This window comes from Rhodovibrio salinarum DSM 9154 (genome assembly GCF_000515255.1).
In the GTDB taxonomy this organism is placed as follows: Bacteria; Pseudomonadota; Alphaproteobacteria; order Kiloniellales; family Rhodovibrionaceae; genus Rhodovibrio; species Rhodovibrio salinarum.
Map to the genome: position 1 here is coordinate 2,637,653 of NZ_KI911559.1, position 19,355 is coordinate 2,657,007.

Consider the following 19,355-nt stretch of genomic DNA (forward strand, 5'->3'; position numbering starts at 1 on the left):
TCGTCGTGTCGAATGTCGATCCGTCAGCTATCTATATATAGTAGCGTCCGCCATCGGCGGTGTCTTCAGTTGATTGCCCCAAAAGGCATCGCGCGGTCCGCCTGGCGAACCGCGCGACATTGCCCTGGGCTTGTCGTTACGCCGTCTGCGCCCCACCCGAGTAGATCGGGAAGCGCTTGCACAGCTCCTGCACATCCGCCTTCACTGCCTGCTCGACAGCGCTGTTATCTTGCGGGTTGTCGCGCAGGCCATCCAGCACGCGGGCGATCAGATCAGCAACCTGCCGGAACTCTTCCGGCCCAAATCCGCGGGTCGTCGCCGCCGGCGCACCCAAACGGATGCCTGAGGTGACCGTAGGCTTTTCCGGATCGAACGGAACGCCGTTCTTGTTGCAGGTAATGCCGGCGCGATCGAGCGACTCTTCCGCCGCCTTGCCGGTGATCCCCTTCGGCCGCAGATCGACCAAAGCCAAGTGGGTGTCCGTGCCGCCGGTAACCGTGTCCAGGCCATGCTCCATGAGCCGGCTCGCCAGCGCCTTGGCATTGTCGACGACGCGTTGGCTATAGGCACGGAATTCCGGCCGCAGCGCTTCGCCGAAGCCGGCAGCCTTGCCGGCGATGATGTGCATCAGCGGCCCACCCTGCAGGCCCGGGAACACGGCGCCGTTGATCTTCTTCGCGATCCATTCGTCGTCGGTCAGCACGATGCCGCCGCGCGCACAACGCAAAGTCTTGTGCGTGGTCGAGGTCACGACGTGGGCATGCTCGAGCGGATTCGGGTGCACGCCCCCGGCGACCAGACCGGCGAAGTGCGCCATGTCGACCTGGAACCAGGCCCCGACCTTGTCGGCGATCTCTCGGAAGCGCTTGAAATCGATATGGCGCGGATAGGCGGAGCCGCCGGCCAGGATCAGCTTCGGCTTATGCTCGACCGCCAGGCGCTCCACCTCGTCGTAGTCAATCCGACCATCGTCCTGGCGCACGCCGTACTGTACGGCGTTGAACCACTTGCCCGACAGGTTCGGCGCCGCGCCATGCGTCAGGTGACCGCCAGCCGACAACGACATCCCCAGGATGGTGTCGCCTGGCTTCAACAGCGCCAGCATCACCGACTGGTTGGCCTGCGCGCCGGAGTGCGGCTGCACGTTCGCGTAGGCGCAGCCGAACAGCTTCTTGGCACGCTCGATCGCGAGTTCTTCAGCGATGTCGACGTACTCGCAGCCGCCGTAGTAGCGCTTGCCGGGATAGCCTTCGGCGTACTTGTTGGTGAGCACCGAGCCCATCGCCTCGAGCACCGCCTTGGAGACGATGTTTTCCGAGGCGATCAACTCGATCTGGTTCTGCTGGCGGGACAGTTCCTTCTCGATCGAGCCGAACAGCTCGGGATCGCTGTCCTTCAAGGATTCCGTGAAGAATCCATTCGGGGCCTGCTGGTCCTGTGCGGCGTTGCTATGAGCGGTCATGTCTGTCCTCGGTTAAGAAGCCGTCGTTGCAGCTTTCCATAACGTCCGATCACCGGTCCTTGTTCTGACGCGCCGACGCCGTTCATTGGTCATGAAGCGTCGCGCAACGAACCGTAAGCCGGTCAGGCGTCGGTCAGCTTGTCGACCCGGCGCTGGTGCCGGCCGCCTTCGAACGCGGTGGTCAAAAAAACGCGCAGGCAATCCCGGGCCACTTCAACCCCCATTGTCCGAGCGCCCAGCGCGAGGACGTTGGCGTCGTTGTGCTGCCGGGCAAGCCGCGCGTCGGTGGTGTTGGCGCAACGCGCCGCGCGCACCGCCGGATTGCGGTTGGCTGCGATCGAAATGCCGATGCCGGTACCACAGACCAGCACCCCAAGCGCCGCCCGTCCGTCCGCGATCGCATGGGCCATCGCGGTGCCGTAATCCGGGTAGTCAACCGAGTCTTCGCCATGGGTGCCAAGATCGATGACCTCGGCGCCAGCCTCCCGCAACTCCTGCGCGAGCGCATCCTTAAGCGCCACACCAGCATGATCGGCGGCGAACGCAACCAGTTGGCCAGCGATGGATTGACTGTTGGTCATAAGGGAGTGCTGATCCTGGATTTTGGACCGATGTGGCTGAGCCAGGGGTCTACCACATCTCGCGCGGGGGTAAAAGACCACCCCCAAGTCTCGCTGCCATGAACCGCACCATGAAGCGCAGTATAGCTGTCTCTCACGTTTACAGGACAAGGGTCGGACCGGCGTTCTTGGTCCCAGCCCCACGCGTTCGCACCAACCGCTGTGAAAACGCTGTATCGAACAATCCTCAACTGCGAAAACGCGTTGACTTTCTCTTCGAAACATAGAAAATCTGGACGTTCCGGCGAGCGAGGAAAGGATGCGAATGTGACGGCCGATACGAGGAACTTTGAGAGCCGTGACTTGCTAGACCAAACGACGGATATCGTCGTCGCTTATCTGCAGCACAACAGTGTGAGCCCAGACCAACTCTCGCAGGTCATCCGCGAAGTGCATGGCAGTCTGGCCCAGTCGGGTGAAGCGACCGCCGCCCCACAACAAGAACCGGCCGTTCCGATCAAAAAGTCGATCCAACCCGACTATCTTGTATGCTTGGAAGACGGGGCGAAACTGAAGATGCTGAAGCGCCACCTGCGCGCAGCACATGGCATGACCCCCGAAGATTACCGGACCAAGTGGGGACTCAGCCCGGACTATCCGATGGTCGCGCCGAACTATGCCGAACAGCGTTCGGAATTCGCCAAGGACATCGGTCTGGGGCGCAAACCCCGGACCTGAGAGGTCCAGTCGCGGCCTACCCCGCCCAGTTCGATAGCTACGCAGGTCTTGCGTAGCAGGCTTGCCCGGACGACATTTCTTCCGACCACCTCTGTTAGGTGGCGCCCGCCCTCGAGACGTCCCGACGGTGGAGGTCTTGATGACGCTTGTCCACATGGACATGCGATTTTGGGCCGTCGCTTGGACTTCGAGGCGGATTGACGGGAGGCCACTCTGGCCAAGCAACGACAAGCGAGAGGGAGCGACATGAACACACGTCTGACAGGGATCGCGTTGTCCGCCCTAATGGCGGGCGCCGCCGCGGCCGGTCCGGCTGCGGCACAGGACGTCGAGATCGGCGCGGTGATGCCACTTACCGGCGACCTCGCCGACTTCGGCGAGACCTCCAGCAAGGGCGTCGAACTGGCGATCAAGGAAATCAATGCCGCCGGCGGCGTTCTAGGCGAGGATTTGGGCCTGTCGATCGCCGACACCCGGACCAGCCCGCAAGCCGGCGTTGACGCTGCCAAGAAGCTGGTGAACGTCGAGAATGTCGCTGGACTGGTCGGCGCACTGTCCTCCGGGGTGACCATTCCGATCGCGAAAAGCGTCTCCTCGCAAGAGGGGGTGCCGCAGATCTCCAACGCGTCGACCTCCCCCGTGATCACGAATTTGGAGGACAACGGTTACCTGTTCCGGACGATCCCCTCCGACCAGTTGCAGGGCGTGGTGCTGGGCGACATCGTTTATGACGAGGGCGTACGCTCTGTCGCGGCGGTATACGTCAACAACGACTACGGCGAGGGCCTTGCGGAGGTTTTCAAGTCGCAGTTCGAGAAGCGCGGCGGCAAGGTGACCACCATGTTGCCTTACGAGAAGGGCAAGGCGTCCTATCGCGGCGAGCTGTCCAACGCCGCCAGCGGCGACCCGGACGCGCTGCTGCTCGTCGGCTACCCAGAGAACGGCATCACCATTCTCCGGCAGGCACTTGAAGAAGCCTACTTCGATCAGTTCATCATGACCGACGGCATGAAAACGCCGAAGGTCGTGGAAGCCATCGGCGGTCAGTATCTGGCGAACACGATCGGCTCGACGCCAACGGCGTTCGATACCGATGGGGCCGAAGCCTTCACAAAAGCCTATCAGGACGAATACGGCAGCCTGCCACCGAAGCCGTTCATCGATACGGCATATGACGGCACTTATCTGCTGGCGCTCGCCATGCAAGCGGCCGGCTCGACCGACGGGGAAAAAGTACGCGACGCGCTCCATGACGTCTCCAACCCGCCAGGCGTCAAGGTCGGCCCGGGCGAGTGGGCCAAGGCCCTTGAGGCGCTGAAAAACGGCGAAGAGGTCAACTACGAAGGCGCCGCTGGTCCGCACGACTTCGATGAGAACGGCGACGTGCCGGGCATCATCGAACACTGGACCTTCACCGAAGACGGAGGCGTCAAAACCATCCGCAAGGTGACCGGCGGCGGCGCATAAGCGCTCCCCCTTCTCGGCCGAAAACGGCACACCGAATCAGGCCCGCCGGGGATCTCCCCGGCGGGCCTTTTTCGTGCCAAACGGGCCCGAATGAGGGCATCAGACCATAACGATACGGGCCAGCGCCATGACGTCGCTCGTCAGCTTGGCGGCCAGGATGACCATCAGGACCCCGAGCCCGATGTCGAGCACCCGCCAGACCGTCGTGCCCTTAACGTAGCGTCCCGCTAGGTAGGAGGTCGCGGCAAGCGTGGAAAACCACAGCAGCGATGCCGCCACTGCCCCGCTGGAGAACACCATCCGGGTGCCGAGATCGCCGTAGCGGCTGGCCAGCCCACCAACCAGGACGACGGTATCGAACAGCACGCCTGGGTTGGCGATCGACACGGCAATCGCGGAGCCGTACGCCGACCCAGCGGTTGCCGGCTGCAGCAAGCCATCATCGTTGCCGCCGACGATCCCACGCCACAGGCTGGACAGCCCATAGTACAGGAAAAAGGCGGCGGCGATCGCGGCGAGTGTCAGTTTGAGCTCTGGCAATTGAGACACCAGCGACCCCACACCAAGCGCGCCCATCGAGATCAACACCATGTCCACGGCCACGAAGATACCGGCGATCGCGAACACTGTCGGCACCTGTGCCAACCCATGGCGGATCAGCAGGGCGTTCTGCGGACCAATCGCGACGATCAGGCTCGCCGCCATAGCCATGCCAGAGACGAACACCATCATGGCGCACTCCATCCGACCTGACCGGCCGGTTGCGAACGCGGCAGTCGGGGATGGTGGCGGAGTGCGGCGTAAACAGGATCGGTCATCAACCTTCGATGGCAGGCTGGCAGATGCTGCACCGGCACGCTCGGAAACAGATGATGGACGAGGTGGTAACAATCGTTGCGCGGGAACAGCAGGGCCCGCACCGGCTGCGGCAGGATCAGGTTCCGCGAGGCGTAGAGATCGTCGCTTTCTCCGATCAAACCGGCATGATCGACGCAATCGTTCCAATAGTTGATGGCGGTCATGACGTAGAGGTAAGGCACGAGCACCATCAACACGGTCGTCAACGGCGCCAGCCACGCCCCCGCGCCGACAGCCGCCAGTAAAGCCATTTTGGCGATGCCAACCCCCCGGCCATCCTCGAACGACAGGTCGACCGGGAAGTAGCGACGGATGTGCAGGCACAGCAGCGGCGTCACGACGTGGCGCAGCAAGCTGCCACGGGTCACGGGCGCGTCGATCCGGAATACCTGAAGGTTCTCGAAATCCTTGTCATGCATGCGGTCGCCCAGGAAAGTGTGATGGGTGGCGTGCTCCCGCTCGTATTTGCGGAAGGCGCCCAGCAACACGACGGCCGCGATCCGGCCGAATGCCACGTTGGCGCGGATCGACCGCGTGAAGGTGTAATGGCTGCACTCATGCACGATATTGTTGAGCCCACGAAGTCGGGTGGCGATGAACACAATCAGCGCCATGACCGCGAACGGGCTCCATAACCCCGGATGACCGATCAGGTAGGCGCCCAAGGCAATGCCGCCGGCGATACCGAGCAGGTAGGTGGCGAAAATCGCCGAGGCGGTCCACAGATCGTTGCGGGGTAGGTTTTTGAACTCATGCCGGAAAGCTCGGCGGACGGTTTTGGCAGACATACGGCACTTCCCTTTTGCTCGCGTAAGGTGAGCGCCGCCGCGGGTCGGCAACGCGCAAGGGAAGCTAAAAAGCAAACGTGAAAATTTTCGTTATTTCGCTAACCCTCCCGTTAACTCGCTAGGCCTTAAGGAAGACTACGTACCTATTTCGATTGATTGTAGGCCATCTGCCGATCAAACGCGGCCGCACTGGGTCGGCGCCAACGCACAACAACACGGATGTCGACAGGATAACGGTCTGCGTTGGAAGCGGACGCGAAGGCGCAAACAGCCGGCTTCGCGCCTTAGTCGCACGCTCCAGTCCCCGCTGCGATCCGGCGGGCCATTATTGGATGGGCCAGCGCGGGACCACAGGATACCGCGTCCACTGGCGCCAGTTAGCGCCCTGGGAAATATGTTCTAAGCGCCACCGTGCTGCTCCGCGGCACGGGCGCGGCCCAAGCTATCCTTCTTCGCCAGCGCGGCGCCGTTCACGGGCGATCTGACGCTTGCGCTCGCCGGCCTCGGACAGCAAGCCTTCGGGCCGGGTCACCAGGATAATCTCCAACAGCAGCCCCACCAGCAGGATGCGGACCGAGCCCGCCCGGGTCGACAGGTCGGCCGGCAGCATACCGGTCATGAATTCGGACCCCGACCAGATCAGCCAGATCACGAAGGCGCCGACCAGCGCGCCCTTGTTGTTGCCGCTTCCCCCGGCGATCAACATCACCCAGACCAGGAAGGTAAAGATCATCGGGCGGAAGGCTTCCGGGCTTACGAAGCCGAAGAAGTGGGCATACATCGCGCCGCCCAGCCCCATCACGCAGGACCCAAGCACGAACGCCTGCAGCCGGAAGGCCAACACGCTCTTGCCTGCGGCCATCGTGGAATCCTCGTTCTCCCGGATCGAGCGCAACACGCGGCCCCAGGGGGCGCGTCGGGCAATTTCCAGGAGGACATAAAGCACCGCGACCACAAGAATCGTGAAGATCAGGTAGTTGAGCGTGAAGTTGCCGCCCAGCCAGCCCTCGAACGGCCGCCCGATCTCCATGCCGCGTACGCCACCGGTCAGCCAGCCTTCGGTCTTGAGGAAAAGGCGCACGATCTCGGCGATGCCGATCGAGGCGATCGCCAGGTAATCGGCGCGCAGGTTGAGCGTGATCAAGCCGACGCACAGGGCCAGGATGCCACTCACGATGATCGCCCCGGCAATGCCCACCAGAAGGGGCATCCCAAAGCCCCCCAAATGGGCGTCCGACGGCGGCGCGGTTAGGATACCGCTGGTGTAGGCCCCGACGGCGGCAAAGGCGGTGACACCGATGTTGAACAGCCCGGTGAGGCCCCATTGGATGTTCAGCCCCAGGGTCAGGATGCCGAAAATGCCGATCAGGCAGAGGGTGAACATCCCGTATTCGATGATGCCCGACATGGTTTACGCCTTCCTGCCGGCTAACAGGCCGGTCGGCTTGAAGATCAGCATGATCACCATCAAGGCGAACGCCACCGCCGGCTTGTAAGGCGGGGACAGGAACGCCGTGGAATACTCCTGCGCCAGGCCAATGATCAGGCCGCCGACGATCGCACCGTAAGGCCGGCCGATGCCGCCCAGAATCGCGGCGGCGAAGACCGGCAGCAGGAGCCGCCACCCCATCACCGGATGCAGGCGGGTATCGATCCCCAGGAACACGCCGGCCGCGGCGGCCATGCCGCCACCGATCACCCAGGTCCAGATGATCACCTTGTTGACCTCGATGCCGGTCACCTGCGCCAGATCGGCGTTGTCGGACATGGCGCGCATCGCCTTGCCGGTCTTGGTCTTCTGCAGGAAGAGGTGCAGCAGGACCACCAGCACGACCGCGCCGGCGACGATCAGCAGATGGTCTGGCTTGACGTTCACGCCCGCCAACCGCCAGGGCATCTCAATCCCCTGGCTGTAGTACTGATTGCCCGGGCCCCAGATCAGCTGCACCAGCGAGCGCAGGATCAGCGCCACGCCGACCGACGAGATCAGCAGAATCACGGGGGCCACCTTGCGCAGCCGCCGGTACAGAATCTGGTCGACCGCCACCGCAACCAGCATGGTCGCACCAACGCCGAAGAAGAACGACAACTCCGGCGGGGCGCCCAGGATGGACACGGGAACCAACGTGAAATAAGCGCCCAGCGTGATCAGGTCGCCGTGGGCAAAATGCGGGAATCGCAGGATTCCGTAGACCAGCGACAACCCGATCGCGCCCAGCGAGAAGATGCTGCCGGCAACGATGCCGTAAATCGTGAGCTGCAGAAACTCGGCCATCTGGGTGTCTCGCGCCCCCTTATCCGCCCAAGAACATCTCGGCGACCTCGCGATTGTTCAGGAGGTTCTCGCCGGTGTCGTGGTGGCGGTTGCGGCCGGTTGTCAGCACGTAGCCGCGGTGGGACATCTTCAACGCCTGCTTGGCGTTTTGTTCCACCATCAGAATGCTGACGCCCAAGCCGTTGACTTTCTTGATATTCTCGAAGATCAGATCGACGATCGCCGGGGCCAGACCGGCGGTCGGCTCATCCAGCAGGATCAGCCCGGGATCGAGCATCAGCGCCCGGCCCATGGCGACCATCTGGCGCTGCCCCCCGGACAAAGCGCCGGCGGCTTGCCGGCGCTTCTCATAGAGCGCCGGGAACAACTCGTAGACCTTCTCAAGATCCTTGGAGAAGTCGTCGTTGCGGATGAACGCGCCCATCTCCAGGTTTTCCTCGACCGTCAGGGTCGGGAAAACGTTCTTTTCCTGCGGCACGTAGCACAGGCCCTGACGCACGATCTGGTCCGGGCGCAGGTTGGCGATCTCTTTCTCGCGGTAAGTGATCCGGCCCTCGCGCACCTTCACCAGCCCGAATACCGCTTTCATCACGGTGGACTTGCCCGCACCGTTCGGGCCGATGATCGCGACGATCTCGCCCTGCTCAACGCGCATCTCGACGCCGTTGAGAATGTCCACGTCGCCGTAACCACCGCGGATCTGGTCGACCTCAAGCAGGCTCATGGCCGCGCGTCTCCCTTGGGGTATGCGCCATTACGCGTCCGCGGCGGCCGCCGCGCCGCCGCCGAAATACGCTTCGAGCACGTCCTCGTTCTTGCGGATCTCGTCCATCGTGCCCTGGGTCAGAACGGTTCCCTGAGCCATGACGATCACCGGATCGCAAAGCTCTGCAATCAAGTCCATGTCGTGCTCGATGATGCAGAAGGTATAGCCATGCTCCCGGTTCAGGCGGCGGATCACCTCGGTGATCTTGCCCATCAGCGTTCGGTTCACGCCCGCGCCCGGCTCGTCCAGCAGCACCACCTTGGCCGGCGTCATCATCGTCCGGCCGATCTCCAACAGCTTCTTCTGACCGCCGGACAGGTTACCCGCCAGCTCATTGCGCACATGGGTCAGCTCGAGCGTCTGCAACACCTCCTCGGCGCGCGCACGGGTGCGCTGCTCATCGGCGCGCACGCGTCCTGGACGGAACCAAGCGTTGAGCAGGCTCTCGCCCGACTGGTCGCTTGGCACCAGCATCAGGTTTTCGAGCGCGGTCATACGCGCAAGCTCGCTCGGCACCTGGAAGGTGCGCACCATGCCGAGCTCGAAGCGCTTGTGCGGAGGCAGCTTGGTGATGTCCCGCCCGTCCAACAGAATCTGTCCGGAAGACGGGGGGATGAAGCCAGCGAGGATATTGAACAGCGTCGACTTACCCGCGCCGTTGGGGCCGATCATCCCGGTGATCGATCCAGAACCGACCTCCAGTGAGCAGTTGTCGACGGCGACAAGCCCGCCGAAGGTCTTGGTGACGTTGCGAACTTCGATCATCGGCCCCCTCTCGATCGTCATCGATCGCCGGATCGCGCTTACGGTGCATGTGCGCCTGGTGCGCATCTACGTCGGTTAGCATGGACCGCCCTGCTTCGGCCCGATGACCGCAGCCTGCAGCTATACCCCGCTCGGCACACCGCGACTCCGGCCGGCGCGCGGTATAGACGAGCAACCGGTCGGGAGCAAGGGCATGAACATCGACACATATGTCGCGGCCCGGAGCTGACCAGGGGCATGCAAAGAGTCAGGGCCGGCCCGTTCTGCCACGTTGTCTGGGCGCAGGCCGTTTATTGAACGGAAATTTCCGAGGCTTCGGAGGCTACGTTAGACCGAACGCCGCACGGCTGGGTTTTTTCGCCTTGGCAAGTACGTAGTCCAGTTTGCGCGCCGCTGTCTCCCGCAGCTTGTCTTTGCCGCTTGCCGCGTCGCCGACGATCGCGACCTCGGTCAAGGTCGCGGGATCCATGGCGGTGACCCGCACATAGCGCCCCTGGGGGATGAACTCGTAGATGATCTCGCGCATGCGTCCCACCGCTCGGTGCCCACTCGACCGGAGCGACGCTACGCTGCATTGGGTTAAGGAAATCCCAATGCCCTACGCCACCGCGACCAACCAAGCAATGGCGAGCCCTCCAAGAGCGACCAAAGCGCAGCCGCTTTGCACCCACCTATTCGTACAAAGACGTTCCGGCAGATACGCCGCCCCCAATCCAAGAGCGATGCCGGCGAGGAAGCCGGCCACGTGACCGCCCACGTCCGTGCGCTCACCGCCCACACCCAGGAAGGCGACCAGCATGATCCCAGCCGCGACCGGCGACCAGCGGCGCAAGCCCTGGCGCCAGCGCAGTTCGCGCGCGCTCTGCGCCGCCCCGGCAAGGAACCCCAACCCGCCGAATACGGCCGTGGACGCGCCGATGGCGACATGCCCGGGGTCTTGGAACAGTGCGTTCAGCAGATTACCCAGCGTCCCCGCCAGCACCAGCGCGAGCCAGGCGAGCCCGGTGCCGAACTGCCGGCCCACCAGCAGGCCGCAGACGCTGCCGAACACCAGATTGGACAGCAGATGCCCCAGGTTGGCGTGCAGCGTGAGCCCGGTTGCCGCGCGCCAGACCGCGCCGTTCAGAATCGCGCCGGCGTCGACCGCCCCCAACTGCGTCCAATCCAGACCGAACGGCTGACGGTTCTGCGCACCGAACCCAGCGAGCAGCACCAGGACGTAGCCGATCACGCCCAACAGCGGCGGGCTCGGCAGCACGCGCGCGCCCGCCGCGTCGACCTCGGCGCGCGGCCCGGTCAGCAACCCCAGGCGCTGTGCGGTGGTCACCAATGGCGCGCGGCGGTTTTCCTCGCGGTAGCTGTCCAGCTCCCATTCGGCCCGCAGCGCGTCATCGGCCTCAACGAACAGGGCAACGCCGCCCTCATCCTCCTGCAGCTGACAGGCAATGCCGACAGCGACCAGAACCAGGGCCTGCTGGCGCGCCTCTGCCCGGTTCCGGCACCGGCTGACTTCCACGCGCTCGCTCATCGTCGCCCTACTTGCCCCACCCTGCTGCGCGTTCTCACGCGCTCGGCTATCGCATGAACGTGGCACAGCACGCTAGCGTCGGCTGAACGGGCTGCAATGAGCTCCCCTTCGTACGGCAATAAAGGCCCTCAACCATGAACCTCGGCTTTGTGACCCTGCTTCTGGTCTGCCAACTGGTCGGCGAGACATTGACGCGTCTGCTGGCGCTCGAACTGCCGGGTCCGGTGATCGGCATGATCATCCTGTTTGTCGGACTCATCATCCGCGGCCACGTCCCGGACGGCCTGCGCGCCACGGCGAGTGGCTTTCTCAACAACCTGTCGCTTCTGTTCGTGCCGGCCGGGGTTGGGGTGGTCACCCACCTTTCGCTGGTCGCCGACGAATGGCTGGCCATCACCAGCGCGCTCGCCGTCTCGGCTGTGGTGACGATCGCGGTCACCGCGCTCGTCATGGTTTGGCTCTCGCGCTTGACCGGCAACACACCGGGACCTGAGGCGCAGAAGGAGGACTAGCCCCATGGATACAGTCGTCGACGGTGACCTTTACCGAATCTGGGTCTATCTGGCCGAGCAACCGCTGCTCGCCCTGACGGTGACGCTGCTCGCCTATCAAGCCGGCCAATGGGTCTATCAGCGCACCAACCTGCACCCGCTTGCCAACCCGGTGCTCTGGGCTGTCATCATCCTGGTCGGACTGCTCAAGCTGACCGGTGTCAGCTACCAACGCTACTTCGAGGGGGCGCAGTTTGTGCACTTCCTCCTGGGCCCGGCTACGGTCGCCCTCGCCGTCCCGCTTTACAACAATCTCAGGGAGATGCGCCGTGCGGCCCTACCGATGGGCGTGGCCCTCGTGGTCGGCTCCCTGACCGCTTCCGCCACCGCCGTCGGCACGGCCTGGCTGTTCGGGGCCAGCAAAGACACGCTGGCGTCGCTTGCGCCGAAATCGGTGACCACGCCAATCGCCATGGGGATCGCCGATGAGATCGGCGGGCTGCCATCGCTGACGGCCGTCCTGGTGATTCTAACGGGAATTATTGGGGCGGTGCTCGTCACCTATACGCTGGATGCGCTGCGCATCCGCGACTGGCGGGCGCGCGGCTTCGCCACCGGGCTGACCGCGCACGGCATCGGAACCGCCCGCGCGCTTCAAATGAACGACGCCGCGGGCGCGTTCTCCAGCCTTGCCATGGGTCTGAATGGACTCGCGACCGCGATCCTTCTGCCGCTGGTCATCCGCCTGCTCTTTTAGCCGAGACAGGCGGTTAGACGGTTTTGTTTAGGCGGCCGACGTGTAGCTTGGACGCACGCCCAGGCGCGCCGCGGCCCAGAATCCCTCAAGGCGACGGAGCGTATCATTGGTGTCGGCAAGGCCTTCGCCTTCCAGACCGTTGGCAGTCAGATCCCCGGCATGCGCTTCGAACAGCGCATCCAACTGTCGGCAAACCTGCAGGCCCTTTTCGGAGCAACGCAAGTGCGTCGCACGCTTGTCGTGTGGCGAACGCTCCTGCTTCAGATAGTCGTGTTCGACCATCTTCTTGACGTTGTAGGAAACGTTTGACCCAAGGTAGTAGCCGCGCTGAGTCAACTCCCCCACCGTCAGCTCGGACTCGCCAAGGTTGAACAGGATCATCGCCTGAACCGCGTTCAGGTCGCGCACGCCCTGACGGTCCAGCTCGTTCTTCACGACGTCCATGCACTGACGGTGCAAACGTTCGATCAGCGCAATAGTCTCCAGGTACGAAGCCTTCACCGGGCTGTCCCTCTTTCCTGCGGGGGCTCTTGAACGCGGCTCGTGAGCGCCGTGCCCGCCAGGCGCACGTCCGTACGTCCTGTTCTAACCCAATGGCCTTAACGGTAAGTTACCCGCAAATTTGGGACGAAGCAGAGCCGCGTTCGGATCATCTGCCTCGAGGTACTGCCCTCCGGCTCAGCTCTCCGGCGCCTCCCCACGCAGCAGACGATAGATCGCCGAATAGTCCTTGCCGCCCCAACCGGCATTGACCAGCGCGGCATAGAGCGCCTGCGCGTTCGATCCCATCGGCGTCGACACGCTGGCACGCATCGCCGCGTCCTGCGCCAGCTTCAAGTCCTTCCACATCATCTCGGCAGAAAAGCCGGGCGCGTAGTCGCGATTCGATGCGGCTGTCTCGACCAAGCCCGGCACCGGATTGTGGTTCAGCATCGCCCAGCAGGACCCGGAGGCTTGGCTGGAAATCTCGAAGAGCTTTTGCGGATCGAGCCCCTGGCGTTCGGCCAGCGTAAAAGCCTCGGAAATCGCTAGCATCGAAATGCCCAGGATCATGTTGTTGCAGGCCTTGGCCACCTGACCGTTGCCGGCCGGCCCGGCATGGATGGCAGCCTTCCCCATGATGTCGAACAACGCCTTGGCGCACTCGAAGGCGTCTTCCGCCCCGCCGACCATGAAGGTCAGTTGGCCCGCCTGCGCGCCCGCCACGCCGCCGGAGACCGGTGCGTCCAAAAGCGCATAGCCGCGTTCCTGCGCAGCCGTATGCACTGCGCGGGCGCTATCGACGTCGATCGTGGAGCAGTCGATCAACAGGCACTGCGCGGGCGCGTGTTCGAGAACCCCGCCAGGGCCGCTATAGACCTCGCGCACCTGCGGGCCGGCCGGCAACATGCTGATCACCGTCTGCGCGCCTTGCACCGCCTCGGCGATCGTCTGGGTGCGCCGAACGCCGTTCGCCTCCGCCTGCTGCTGGGCCGCCTCGCTGGGATCGAACCCGGCGACCTGATGCCCGGCCTTCGCCAGGTTCGCCGCCATCGGTCCGCCCATGTTGCCCAGCCCGATGAACCCGATCGCGCCCATGACTTACCTCCCGATCCGCTAGGTTATTCACTTTTCGTACCCCGAACACCAAGCTGGAAATGGCTGACAAAGCCCTGTTTTTATTGCTCTCTTTACTTCTGCAGGCTTGCTGTTCTGCAGGGTTCGGCTGCGTTGCCGCGCGGGCTTCCGCTTACGGCTCGAAGACGAGATCGTGTTCGCTCAGTGAATGGAAAGCGCGCTCAATTACCTCGTCATCGACTTGTTCGATCGTCGCCGGCTGCCACTGCGGAGCATGGTCCTTGTCGACCAGAACGGCCCGAATGCCTTCATAGTAGTCGTGGCCCCCCATACACGCCTGGCTCAGGCGGTATTCCATGGTCATGCAAGAATCGAAGTCGAGGTGCCGCCCGCGCTGTAGGGCCGCGAAGGTGAGCTTCACCGAGGTCGGGGAGCGCTTGGACAGCGTCTCCAGCGTGTCATTCGCCCAAGCGCTGCCTTCGGCCTCGAGGGCGCGCAGAACGAGCTCAAGGCTGGGCTGGCCGAAACAGCGATCGATCGCCGCGCGATGGTCCTGCAGTGGCGCGGGCCCCGGGTCCTGGGTGAACGCGCCCAGCACCCGATCCACGGCAGCATGGGCATCACCCGACAGGTCCGCTTCCGCGAGCGCCTGGGCAAGATCGACCTCCGCCTCGCTCGGGACGTAGTGCGTCGCCAAGCCGGCGTAGACGGCATCCGCCGCCTTCAGCCGCGCGCCAGTTAGCGCAAGGTACATGCCGACCGCCCCGGGCAAACGTGGCAGGACCCAGGTCGCCCCCACGTCGGGGAAGAATCCGATGCCCGTCTCCGGCATTGCCGCGAGGGTACGATCGCCGGCGACCCGGTGACTGCCGTGCATGCTAAGCCCGAGGCCACCGCCCATGGTGATCCCGTCGATCCAGGCGACATAGGGTTTGGAGAACTGATGAATCAAACGGTTCAGGCTGTATTCCGCCCAGAAAAACCGGCGGGTCAGCGCACCGTCCCCCTCGCCACGCTGCAAGGCTTTGCCATCTTCCCAGACAGCGCGCACGTCGCCGCCGGCACAAAAAGCCTTCTCGCCCTGCCCGCGGATCAGCACGGCCTGCACCCCTGTGTCCGTGCCCCAGGCCCGCAGCTGCGGATCGAACGTTTCGACCATCCCAAGCGTGAGGGCATTGAGCGCCTTCGGCCGGGCCAGTTTGACCTCGCCAAGCGCGCCGCGGCGCGCGAATGCGATTTCCTCGGTGCCGCCAATCGGCTCGGGCTGCACGCCTGTCGTCTGCTCACTCACCCCTGGCTCTCCCCTTATTTTGTATCGGGCAGTCCAGGGATGCCCCGCCACGCGCCCGATGACAAGGGCGTGCCGGTCACCCCCTTCGTCTCTGCCCCCAACGCCCAGAGCCGTCAGATCTTACAGGTCGCGAGTCCGCGCTTCTGCAGGTACTGCTGGTGATACTCCTCGGCCGGCCAGAAGATCTGGGCAGGCTGGATTTCGGTCTGGACGGTTGCACGCCGGCGTCGGCGCTGCTCCTCAAGGGACCGCTCGGCGGTCTCGCGCTGCTCGGCGTCGTGGACGAAGATCGCCGAGCGGTACTGCGTGCCGACATCCGGACCCTGGCGGTTCTTCTGGGTAGGGTCATGGCACTCCCAGAAGATGTCGAGCAGCTGCTCGTAGCTGATCTTCGCGGGATCGTAGGTCACCTCGATCGCCTCGGCATGGCCGGTGCGCCCGGTACAGACCTGTTCATAGCTTGGGTTCTCGGTGTCCCCGCCGGTATAGCCAACGCGCGTCTCGATCACGCCGTCGGTGTCGCGGAAAATCACCTCGGGCTGCCAAAAACAGCCGGCGGCAAAGGTCGCGGTCGCCATGGTTCGTCGCTCCCTCATCTGTGGTGCGCCCAGGGATTTTGCGCACATGAACGCTTGCCTTGTCCGCGACTATCTAGCAGGGCTATAGGCCGGGTCCAGCGCAGAGCTGGAAGGGCCGCTCAGACGTCACTCGCAGGATGGCGAACGCACGCCTGAATTAGGGCTTGCAAACGTCAAGATCGGTCCCGAAAAAGTCACTTCACCGAATCGCGTCACGACCACTAGCGTGCGCGTGTTAACTCTATTTTAAGCTTAAGCCCGCGGGAGCGGCGATTCCCTTGCATGAAACCGACACCCGGACCGCCGCTGGCGGCTCGGCACCGGCGAAGCTTCGCGGCGGGACGTTTACGCTGATGGTGCTCGACGTCCCCGATCCGGCGCGCGCCGATCCGCTGTCCGGGGTCGAAGCGAAGCTCCGTCAGGCGCCCAGCTTCTTCGAAGACGCCCCGCTCGTACTCGACCTGCAAGCGGTGCCGGATACCGAGCAGTTCGACTTGGCCGACACGGTAGAGCGGCTACGCACGCTGGGTTTCGTCCCGGTGGGCGTGCAGAACGCCGGGGACGGCCACGCGGCAACCGCGCTTAGCCTGGGCCTATGCCCCTTCCCTGCCTGGCGCTCCGGGCGACAGCGGCCGAACCGGGACCCGGGCCCCAAGCCGGCAACCGAGCCCAAGCGCCCGGAGCGGGAAAATCCGCCACCGCCGCCGGCCAAACCCGCCAAGCTGCTGAGCCAGCCGGTCCGCTCCGGTAAGCGCGTCTATGCGCGCGGCGGCGATCTGGTCGCGGTGGCGCCGATCAGCGCGGGCGCTGAACTGATCGCCGACGGGCACATTCACGTCTACGGCGCGCTGCGCGGGCGCGCGCTGGCCGGCGTGGGCGGCGACGAGAGCGCCCGGATCTTCTGCCAGAAACTGGACGCGGAGCTGGTGTCGATCGCAGGCGCCTACCGGGTGCGCGAGGACATCGACGAATCGCTGATCGGCCAGCCGGTGCAGATTTACCTACAGGGCGAGGATCTGATCATCGATCCGATCAGCGAGCCGACGACGACAACCCGCCGGCGCTAGCAGCGACTTCGACGCACGAAGGCCTGGCGCAAGGCAACAGCGAGGAGGGGCAGTCCCTTGAGCAAGATCATCGTCATGACCTCCGGGAAGGGCGGCGTCGGCAAGACCACTTCGGCCGCCGCCTTCGCCGCGGGCCTGGCGCAACGCGGCTACAAGACGGTCGTCGTCGATTTCGACGTCGGCCTGCGCAACCTCGACTTGGTGATGGGGTGCGAGCGCCGGGTGGTGTTCGACTTTATCAACGTCATCCACGGCGAGGCAAAACTCAGCCAGGCGCTGGTGAAGGACAAGCGGGTCGACAACCTCTATATCCTTCCCACCTCCCAGACCCGCGACAAGGACGCCCTGAATACCAAGGGCATCGGCGAAGCGCTGGAACGGCTGCGTGAGCAGTTCGACTACGTCGTCTGCGACAGCCCCGCCGGGATCGAGCACGGTGCCGTGATGGCGCTGTACTACGCCGACGAGGCGATCGTGGTCACCAACCCCGAGGTCTCCAGCGTACGCGACAGCGACCGCATCCTGGGCGTGCTGCAATCGAAATCGAAGCGGGCCGAGGAAGGCGCGGATCCGGTCAAGGAGCATCTGCTGCTAACCCGCTACGATCTCGACCGGGTCGAGCGCGGCGAGATGCTGGCGATCGACGACGTGCTGGAGATTCTGTCGATCCCGCTGTTGGGCGTGATCCCCGAGGATCAGGCGGTGCTGCGCGCCTCCAACCTGGGCCAACCGGTGACCCTGGACAACGAAAGCCAGCCCGGCCAGGCCTATGGCGACGCCGTCGGCCGTTTCCTCGGCGAAGACCTGCCGCACCGCTTCATCAAGCGCGAGAAGAAGGGCTTGTTCGGTCGGATGTTCCGGAGGACGGCATGAAGCTCCTGGACCTGTTCCGGAAACAACCCGCCTCCGCCCCGGCGGCGCGCGAGCGCCTGCAGATTCTGCTGGCCCACGAACGCGCGGGCCGCGAGGGCGGCGCGGACTTCCTGCCGCAACTGCAGCGCGAGCTGCTGCAGGTGGTGAAGAAGTACGTCCAGATTGACGACGACAAGGTTCAGGTTCAACTGGACCGCGAGGGCGACGTCGCCACGCTGGAGGTCAACGTCGAGCTGCCCGAAGAGATGCCCGACGAACAGAAGCGTAGCGCGTAAGGCAGCGCGCCACGGCCGTTTCTCGGCAAGTTCGGAACCGGCAGCCTAAGATGGAATGGAAGGCGAGTCAGGCGTCTAGAGCTTGAACTTCACGTCTCCGCCAAGAGTTTGCGGGCGATGATCAGGCGCATGATCTCGTTCGTGCCTTCCAGGATCTGATGGACACGCACGTCGCGCAGGTAGCGTTCGATCGGGTAGTCCATCAGATAGCCATAGCCACCGAATAGCTGCAGCGCTTGGTTGCAGACTTCGAAACCGACGTCGGTGGCGTAGCGCTTGGCCATTGCGCACTGGCGCGTCGCCTGCAGGTCGGCCTGATCCAACGTCCAGGCCGCCTTGTGCACCAGCAGACGTGCCGCTTCGAGTTCCGTCTGCATGTCCGCGAGCTTGAATTGCAGCGCTTGGAAGTCCGCCAGCGGCCGGCCGAACTGATTGCGGTCGCGCAGGTGCGCCAAGGTAGCTTCCAGACACGCCCGCGCAGGGCCGAGCGAGCAGGCCGCGATGTTGACCCGGCCGCCGTCGAGCCCAGCCATCGCGATGCGGAAGCCCTGTCCCTCCGCGCCCAGCCGATTTTCGGTCGGCACGAACGCCGCATCCAGCATCACCTGGGCCGTCGGTTGGCTGTGCCAGCCGAGTTTGCGCTCCTGTGCCCCGAACGACAGGCCGGGCGTATCGGCCGGCACTAGGAAGGCGCTGATCCCGCCCGCGCCCGCCTCCCCGCTGCGCGCCATCACGAGATAAAGGTCGCTGCGGCCGCCGCCTGAGATAAAAGCCTTGGTTCCAGTCAGTTGGTAGCCACCGTCAACGGCACGCGCCTTGGTCGCAAGCGACGCGGCATCGGACCCCGCGCCGGGCTCGGTCAAGCAGTAAGAGGCGAAGGCGTTCATCGTCGTCAGATCCGGCAGGAAGCGCTGGCGCTGCTCTGCGCTACCGAAGGCGTCGATCATCCAGGCGACCATGTTGTGGATCGAGAGATAAGCCGCCGTTGACGGACAGGCCGCCGAAAGTTCCTCGAACACGATCGCCGCATCCAGCCGGCCAAGCGCGGAGCCGCCGACATCCTCGCGCACGTAGAGCGCCGCAAAGCCCAACTGAGCGGCCGCGCGCAACGTTTCTTCCGGAAAGGTGTGCTGCACGTCCCAGTCGGCGGCATAAGGCGCCATCCGCTCGCGCGCGAACTGCGCCGCCGCATCGCGAAAGGCGCGCTGGTCGTCGGTGAGGGCGAAATCCATGGTCTTCCCCTCGGCACTGAGTTCGGA

At 64.3% G+C, this 19,355-nt stretch carries 22 protein-coding genes; 7 read left to right on the plus strand and 15 right to left on the minus strand.

Going from position 1 to position 19,355, the window contains the following annotated elements; all coding sequences use genetic code 11:
• Window positions 1–136: 136 nt before the first annotated feature.
• The gene (gene glyA / locus RHOSA_RS0112240) at window positions 137–1,462 is read right to left on the minus strand and encodes a serine hydroxymethyltransferase (protein WP_027288898.1); all 1,326 of its coding nucleotides are present in this window, start codon (window positions 1,460–1,462) and stop codon (window positions 137–139) included.
• Window positions 1,463–1,584: 122 nt separating this feature from the next.
• Entirely contained in the window at window positions 1,585–2,043 is a 459-nt protein-coding gene (gene rpiB, locus RHOSA_RS0112245) for a ribose 5-phosphate isomerase B (protein ID WP_027288899.1), read from the minus strand.
• 306 nt (window positions 2,044–2,349) lie between these two features.
• Between rpiB and RHOSA_RS0112250 the strand changes: the two genes are divergently transcribed.
• Together RHOSA_RS0112250 and RHOSA_RS22195 are read left to right on the plus strand one after the other, a co-directional pair.
• Window positions 2,350–2,760 carry a Ros/MucR family transcriptional regulator gene (locus RHOSA_RS0112250; protein ID WP_037256255.1) on the plus strand — a complete coding sequence of 137 codons (411 nt, stop codon included), beginning with the start codon at window positions 2,350–2,352 and terminating at the stop codon, window positions 2,758–2,760.
• 246 nt (window positions 2,761–3,006) lie between these two features.
• On the plus strand, window positions 3,007–4,227 hold the full coding sequence (locus tag RHOSA_RS22195) for an ABC transporter substrate-binding protein (RefSeq protein ID WP_037256258.1): 1,221 nt from the start codon (window positions 3,007–3,009) through the stop codon (window positions 4,225–4,227).
• Window positions 4,228–4,326: 99 nt separating this feature from the next.
• Here RHOSA_RS22195 and RHOSA_RS22200 read toward each other — a convergent pair whose 3' ends face one another.
• From RHOSA_RS22200 to RHOSA_RS24290, 8 genes are all read right to left on the minus strand, one after another.
• Window positions 4,327–4,959, minus strand: coding sequence for a LysE/ArgO family amino acid transporter (locus RHOSA_RS22200; protein WP_051432099.1), 633 nt, complete (start codon window positions 4,957–4,959; stop codon window positions 4,327–4,329).
• Complete coding sequence (locus RHOSA_RS0112265) at window positions 4,956–5,948, minus strand: fatty acid desaturase family protein (protein WP_156092716.1); 993 nt, start codon at window positions 5,946–5,948, stop codon at window positions 4,956–4,958. Before RHOSA_RS0112265 ends, RHOSA_RS22200 begins: the two co-directional genes overlap by 4 nt.
• Before the next feature lie 367 nt (window positions 5,949–6,315).
• Window positions 6,316–7,281, minus strand: coding sequence for a branched-chain amino acid ABC transporter permease (locus RHOSA_RS0112270; protein ID WP_200372026.1), 966 nt, complete (start codon window positions 7,279–7,281; stop codon window positions 6,316–6,318).
• A 3-nt stretch (window positions 7,282–7,284) separates the two neighbouring features.
• Window positions 7,285–8,148 (minus strand): branched-chain amino acid ABC transporter permease, encoded by an 864-nt coding sequence (locus RHOSA_RS0112275; protein ID WP_027288903.1) that lies wholly within the window; start codon window positions 8,146–8,148, stop codon window positions 7,285–7,287.
• 19 nt (window positions 8,149–8,167) lie between these two features.
• The gene (locus RHOSA_RS0112280; RefSeq protein ID WP_027288904.1) at window positions 8,168–8,872 is read right to left on the minus strand and encodes an ABC transporter ATP-binding protein; all 705 of its coding nucleotides are present in this window, start codon (window positions 8,870–8,872) and stop codon (window positions 8,168–8,170) included.
• Window positions 8,873–8,902: 30 nt separating this feature from the next.
• Window positions 8,903–9,679: an ABC transporter ATP-binding protein gene (locus RHOSA_RS0112285; RefSeq protein WP_027288905.1), complete on the minus strand. Its 777-nt coding sequence runs from the start codon at window positions 9,677–9,679 to the stop codon at window positions 8,903–8,905.
• A 322-nt stretch (window positions 9,680–10,001) separates the two neighbouring features.
• Window positions 10,002–10,205: a DUF6898 family protein gene (locus RHOSA_RS0112290; RefSeq protein WP_027288906.1), complete on the minus strand. Its 204-nt coding sequence runs from the start codon at window positions 10,203–10,205 to the stop codon at window positions 10,002–10,004.
• Window positions 10,206–10,277: 72 nt separating this feature from the next.
• Window positions 10,278–11,207, minus strand: coding sequence for a rhomboid family intramembrane serine protease (locus RHOSA_RS24290; protein WP_051432100.1), 930 nt, complete (start codon window positions 11,205–11,207; stop codon window positions 10,278–10,280).
• Window positions 11,208–11,341: 134 nt separating this feature from the next.
• On the opposite strand from RHOSA_RS24290, the gene RHOSA_RS22210 reads away from it, so the two are divergent.
• Window positions 11,342–11,719: a CidA/LrgA family protein gene (locus tag RHOSA_RS22210; protein WP_037256263.1), complete on the plus strand. Its 378-nt coding sequence runs from the start codon at window positions 11,342–11,344 to the stop codon at window positions 11,717–11,719.
• A gap of 4 nt (window positions 11,720–11,723) precedes the next feature.
• Entirely contained in the window at window positions 11,724–12,455 is a 732-nt protein-coding gene (locus RHOSA_RS0112305) for an LrgB family protein (protein WP_027288907.1), read from the plus strand.
• Window positions 12,456–12,482: 27 nt separating this feature from the next.
• On the opposite strand, the gene RHOSA_RS0112310 is transcribed toward RHOSA_RS0112305, so the two are convergent.
• The 4 genes from RHOSA_RS0112310 to msrA form a co-directional block, all read right to left on the minus strand.
• Entirely contained in the window at window positions 12,483–12,956 is a 474-nt protein-coding gene (locus RHOSA_RS0112310) for a MarR family winged helix-turn-helix transcriptional regulator (RefSeq protein ID WP_027288908.1), read from the minus strand.
• 177 nt (window positions 12,957–13,133) lie between these two features.
• The gene (mmsB, locus tag RHOSA_RS0112315) at window positions 13,134–14,033 is read right to left on the minus strand and encodes a 3-hydroxyisobutyrate dehydrogenase (RefSeq protein ID WP_027288909.1); all 900 of its coding nucleotides are present in this window, start codon (window positions 14,031–14,033) and stop codon (window positions 13,134–13,136) included.
• 151 nt (window positions 14,034–14,184) lie between these two features.
• Window positions 14,185–15,303: an enoyl-CoA hydratase/isomerase family protein gene (locus RHOSA_RS0112320; protein WP_244880639.1), complete on the minus strand. Its 1,119-nt coding sequence runs from the start codon at window positions 15,301–15,303 to the stop codon at window positions 14,185–14,187.
• Between the two features lie 113 nt (window positions 15,304–15,416).
• The gene (gene msrA / locus RHOSA_RS0112325) at window positions 15,417–15,881 is read right to left on the minus strand and encodes a peptide-methionine (S)-S-oxide reductase MsrA (RefSeq protein WP_027288911.1); all 465 of its coding nucleotides are present in this window, start codon (window positions 15,879–15,881) and stop codon (window positions 15,417–15,419) included.
• Window positions 15,882–16,159: 278 nt separating this feature from the next.
• Here msrA and minC point away from each other — a divergent pair, with 278 nt between their 5' ends.
• The 3 genes from minC to minE are packed head-to-tail and all read left to right on the plus strand — an operon-like array spanning window position 16,160 to window position 18,096.
• Window positions 16,160–16,948 carry a septum site-determining protein MinC gene (minC, locus tag RHOSA_RS22215; RefSeq protein WP_051432101.1) on the plus strand — a complete coding sequence of 263 codons (789 nt, stop codon included), beginning with the start codon at window positions 16,160–16,162 and terminating at the stop codon, window positions 16,946–16,948.
• Between the two features lie 57 nt (window positions 16,949–17,005).
• Window positions 17,006–17,821 carry a septum site-determining protein MinD gene (gene minD / locus RHOSA_RS0112335; RefSeq protein ID WP_027288912.1) on the plus strand — a complete coding sequence of 272 codons (816 nt, stop codon included), beginning with the start codon at window positions 17,006–17,008 and terminating at the stop codon, window positions 17,819–17,821.
• Complete coding sequence (gene minE / locus RHOSA_RS0112340) at window positions 17,818–18,096, plus strand: cell division topological specificity factor MinE (RefSeq protein ID WP_027288913.1); 279 nt, start codon at window positions 17,818–17,820, stop codon at window positions 18,094–18,096. The genes minD and minE overlap by 4 nt, the downstream gene beginning before the upstream one ends.
• 89 nt (window positions 18,097–18,185) lie before the next feature.
• Here the strand turns inward: minE and RHOSA_RS0112345 are convergent, their stop codons facing one another.
• On the minus strand, window positions 18,186–19,328 hold the full coding sequence (locus RHOSA_RS0112345) for an acyl-CoA dehydrogenase family protein (protein WP_027288914.1): 1,143 nt from the start codon (window positions 19,326–19,328) through the stop codon (window positions 18,186–18,188).
• Between the last annotated feature and the right edge of the window lie 27 nt (window positions 19,329–19,355).

Excerpts from the sequence above, each read along its gene's own strand:
- glyA (WP_027288898.1), bottom strand. The coding sequence starts at position 1,462 with ATGACCGCTCATAGCAACGCCGCACAGGACCAGCAGGCCCCGAATGGA.
- rpiB (WP_027288899.1), bottom strand. The coding sequence starts at position 2,043 with ATGACCAACAGTCAATCCATCGCTGGCCAACTGGTTGCGTTCGCCGCC.
- RHOSA_RS22195 (WP_037256258.1), top strand. The coding sequence starts at position 3,007 with ATGAACACACGTCTGACAGGGATCGCGTTGTCCGCCCTAATGGCGGGC.
- RHOSA_RS22200 (WP_051432099.1), bottom strand. The coding sequence starts at position 4,959 with ATGATGGTGTTCGTCTCTGGCATGGCTATGGCGGCGAGCCTGATCGTC.
- RHOSA_RS0112270 (WP_200372026.1), bottom strand. The coding sequence starts at position 7,281 with ATGTCGGGCATCATCGAATACGGGATGTTCACCCTCTGCCTGATCGGC.
- RHOSA_RS0112275 (WP_027288903.1), bottom strand. The coding sequence starts at position 8,148 with ATGGCCGAGTTTCTGCAGCTCACGATTTACGGCATCGTTGCCGGCAGC.
- RHOSA_RS0112280 (WP_027288904.1), bottom strand. The coding sequence starts at position 8,872 with ATGAGCCTGCTTGAGGTCGACCAGATCCGCGGTGGTTACGGCGACGTG.
- RHOSA_RS0112285 (WP_027288905.1), bottom strand. The coding sequence starts at position 9,679 with ATGATCGAAGTTCGCAACGTCACCAAGACCTTCGGCGGGCTTGTCGCC.
- RHOSA_RS0112290 (WP_027288906.1), bottom strand. The coding sequence starts at position 10,205 with ATGCGCGAGATCATCTACGAGTTCATCCCCCAGGGGCGCTATGTGCGG.
- RHOSA_RS24290 (WP_051432100.1), bottom strand. The coding sequence starts at position 11,207 with ATGAGCGAGCGCGTGGAAGTCAGCCGGTGCCGGAACCGGGCAGAGGCG.
- RHOSA_RS22210 (WP_037256263.1), top strand. The coding sequence starts at position 11,342 with ATGAACCTCGGCTTTGTGACCCTGCTTCTGGTCTGCCAACTGGTCGGC.
- RHOSA_RS0112305 (WP_027288907.1), top strand. The coding sequence starts at position 11,724 with ATGGATACAGTCGTCGACGGTGACCTTTACCGAATCTGGGTCTATCTG.
- mmsB (WP_027288909.1), bottom strand. The coding sequence starts at position 14,033 with ATGGGCGCGATCGGGTTCATCGGGCTGGGCAACATGGGCGGACCGATG.
- msrA (WP_027288911.1), bottom strand. The coding sequence starts at position 15,881 with ATGGCGACCGCGACCTTTGCCGCCGGCTGTTTTTGGCAGCCCGAGGTG.
- minE (WP_027288913.1), top strand. The coding sequence starts at position 17,818 with ATGAAGCTCCTGGACCTGTTCCGGAAACAACCCGCCTCCGCCCCGGCG.
- RHOSA_RS0112345 (WP_027288914.1), bottom strand. The coding sequence starts at position 19,328 with ATGGATTTCGCCCTCACCGACGACCAGCGCGCCTTTCGCGATGCGGCG.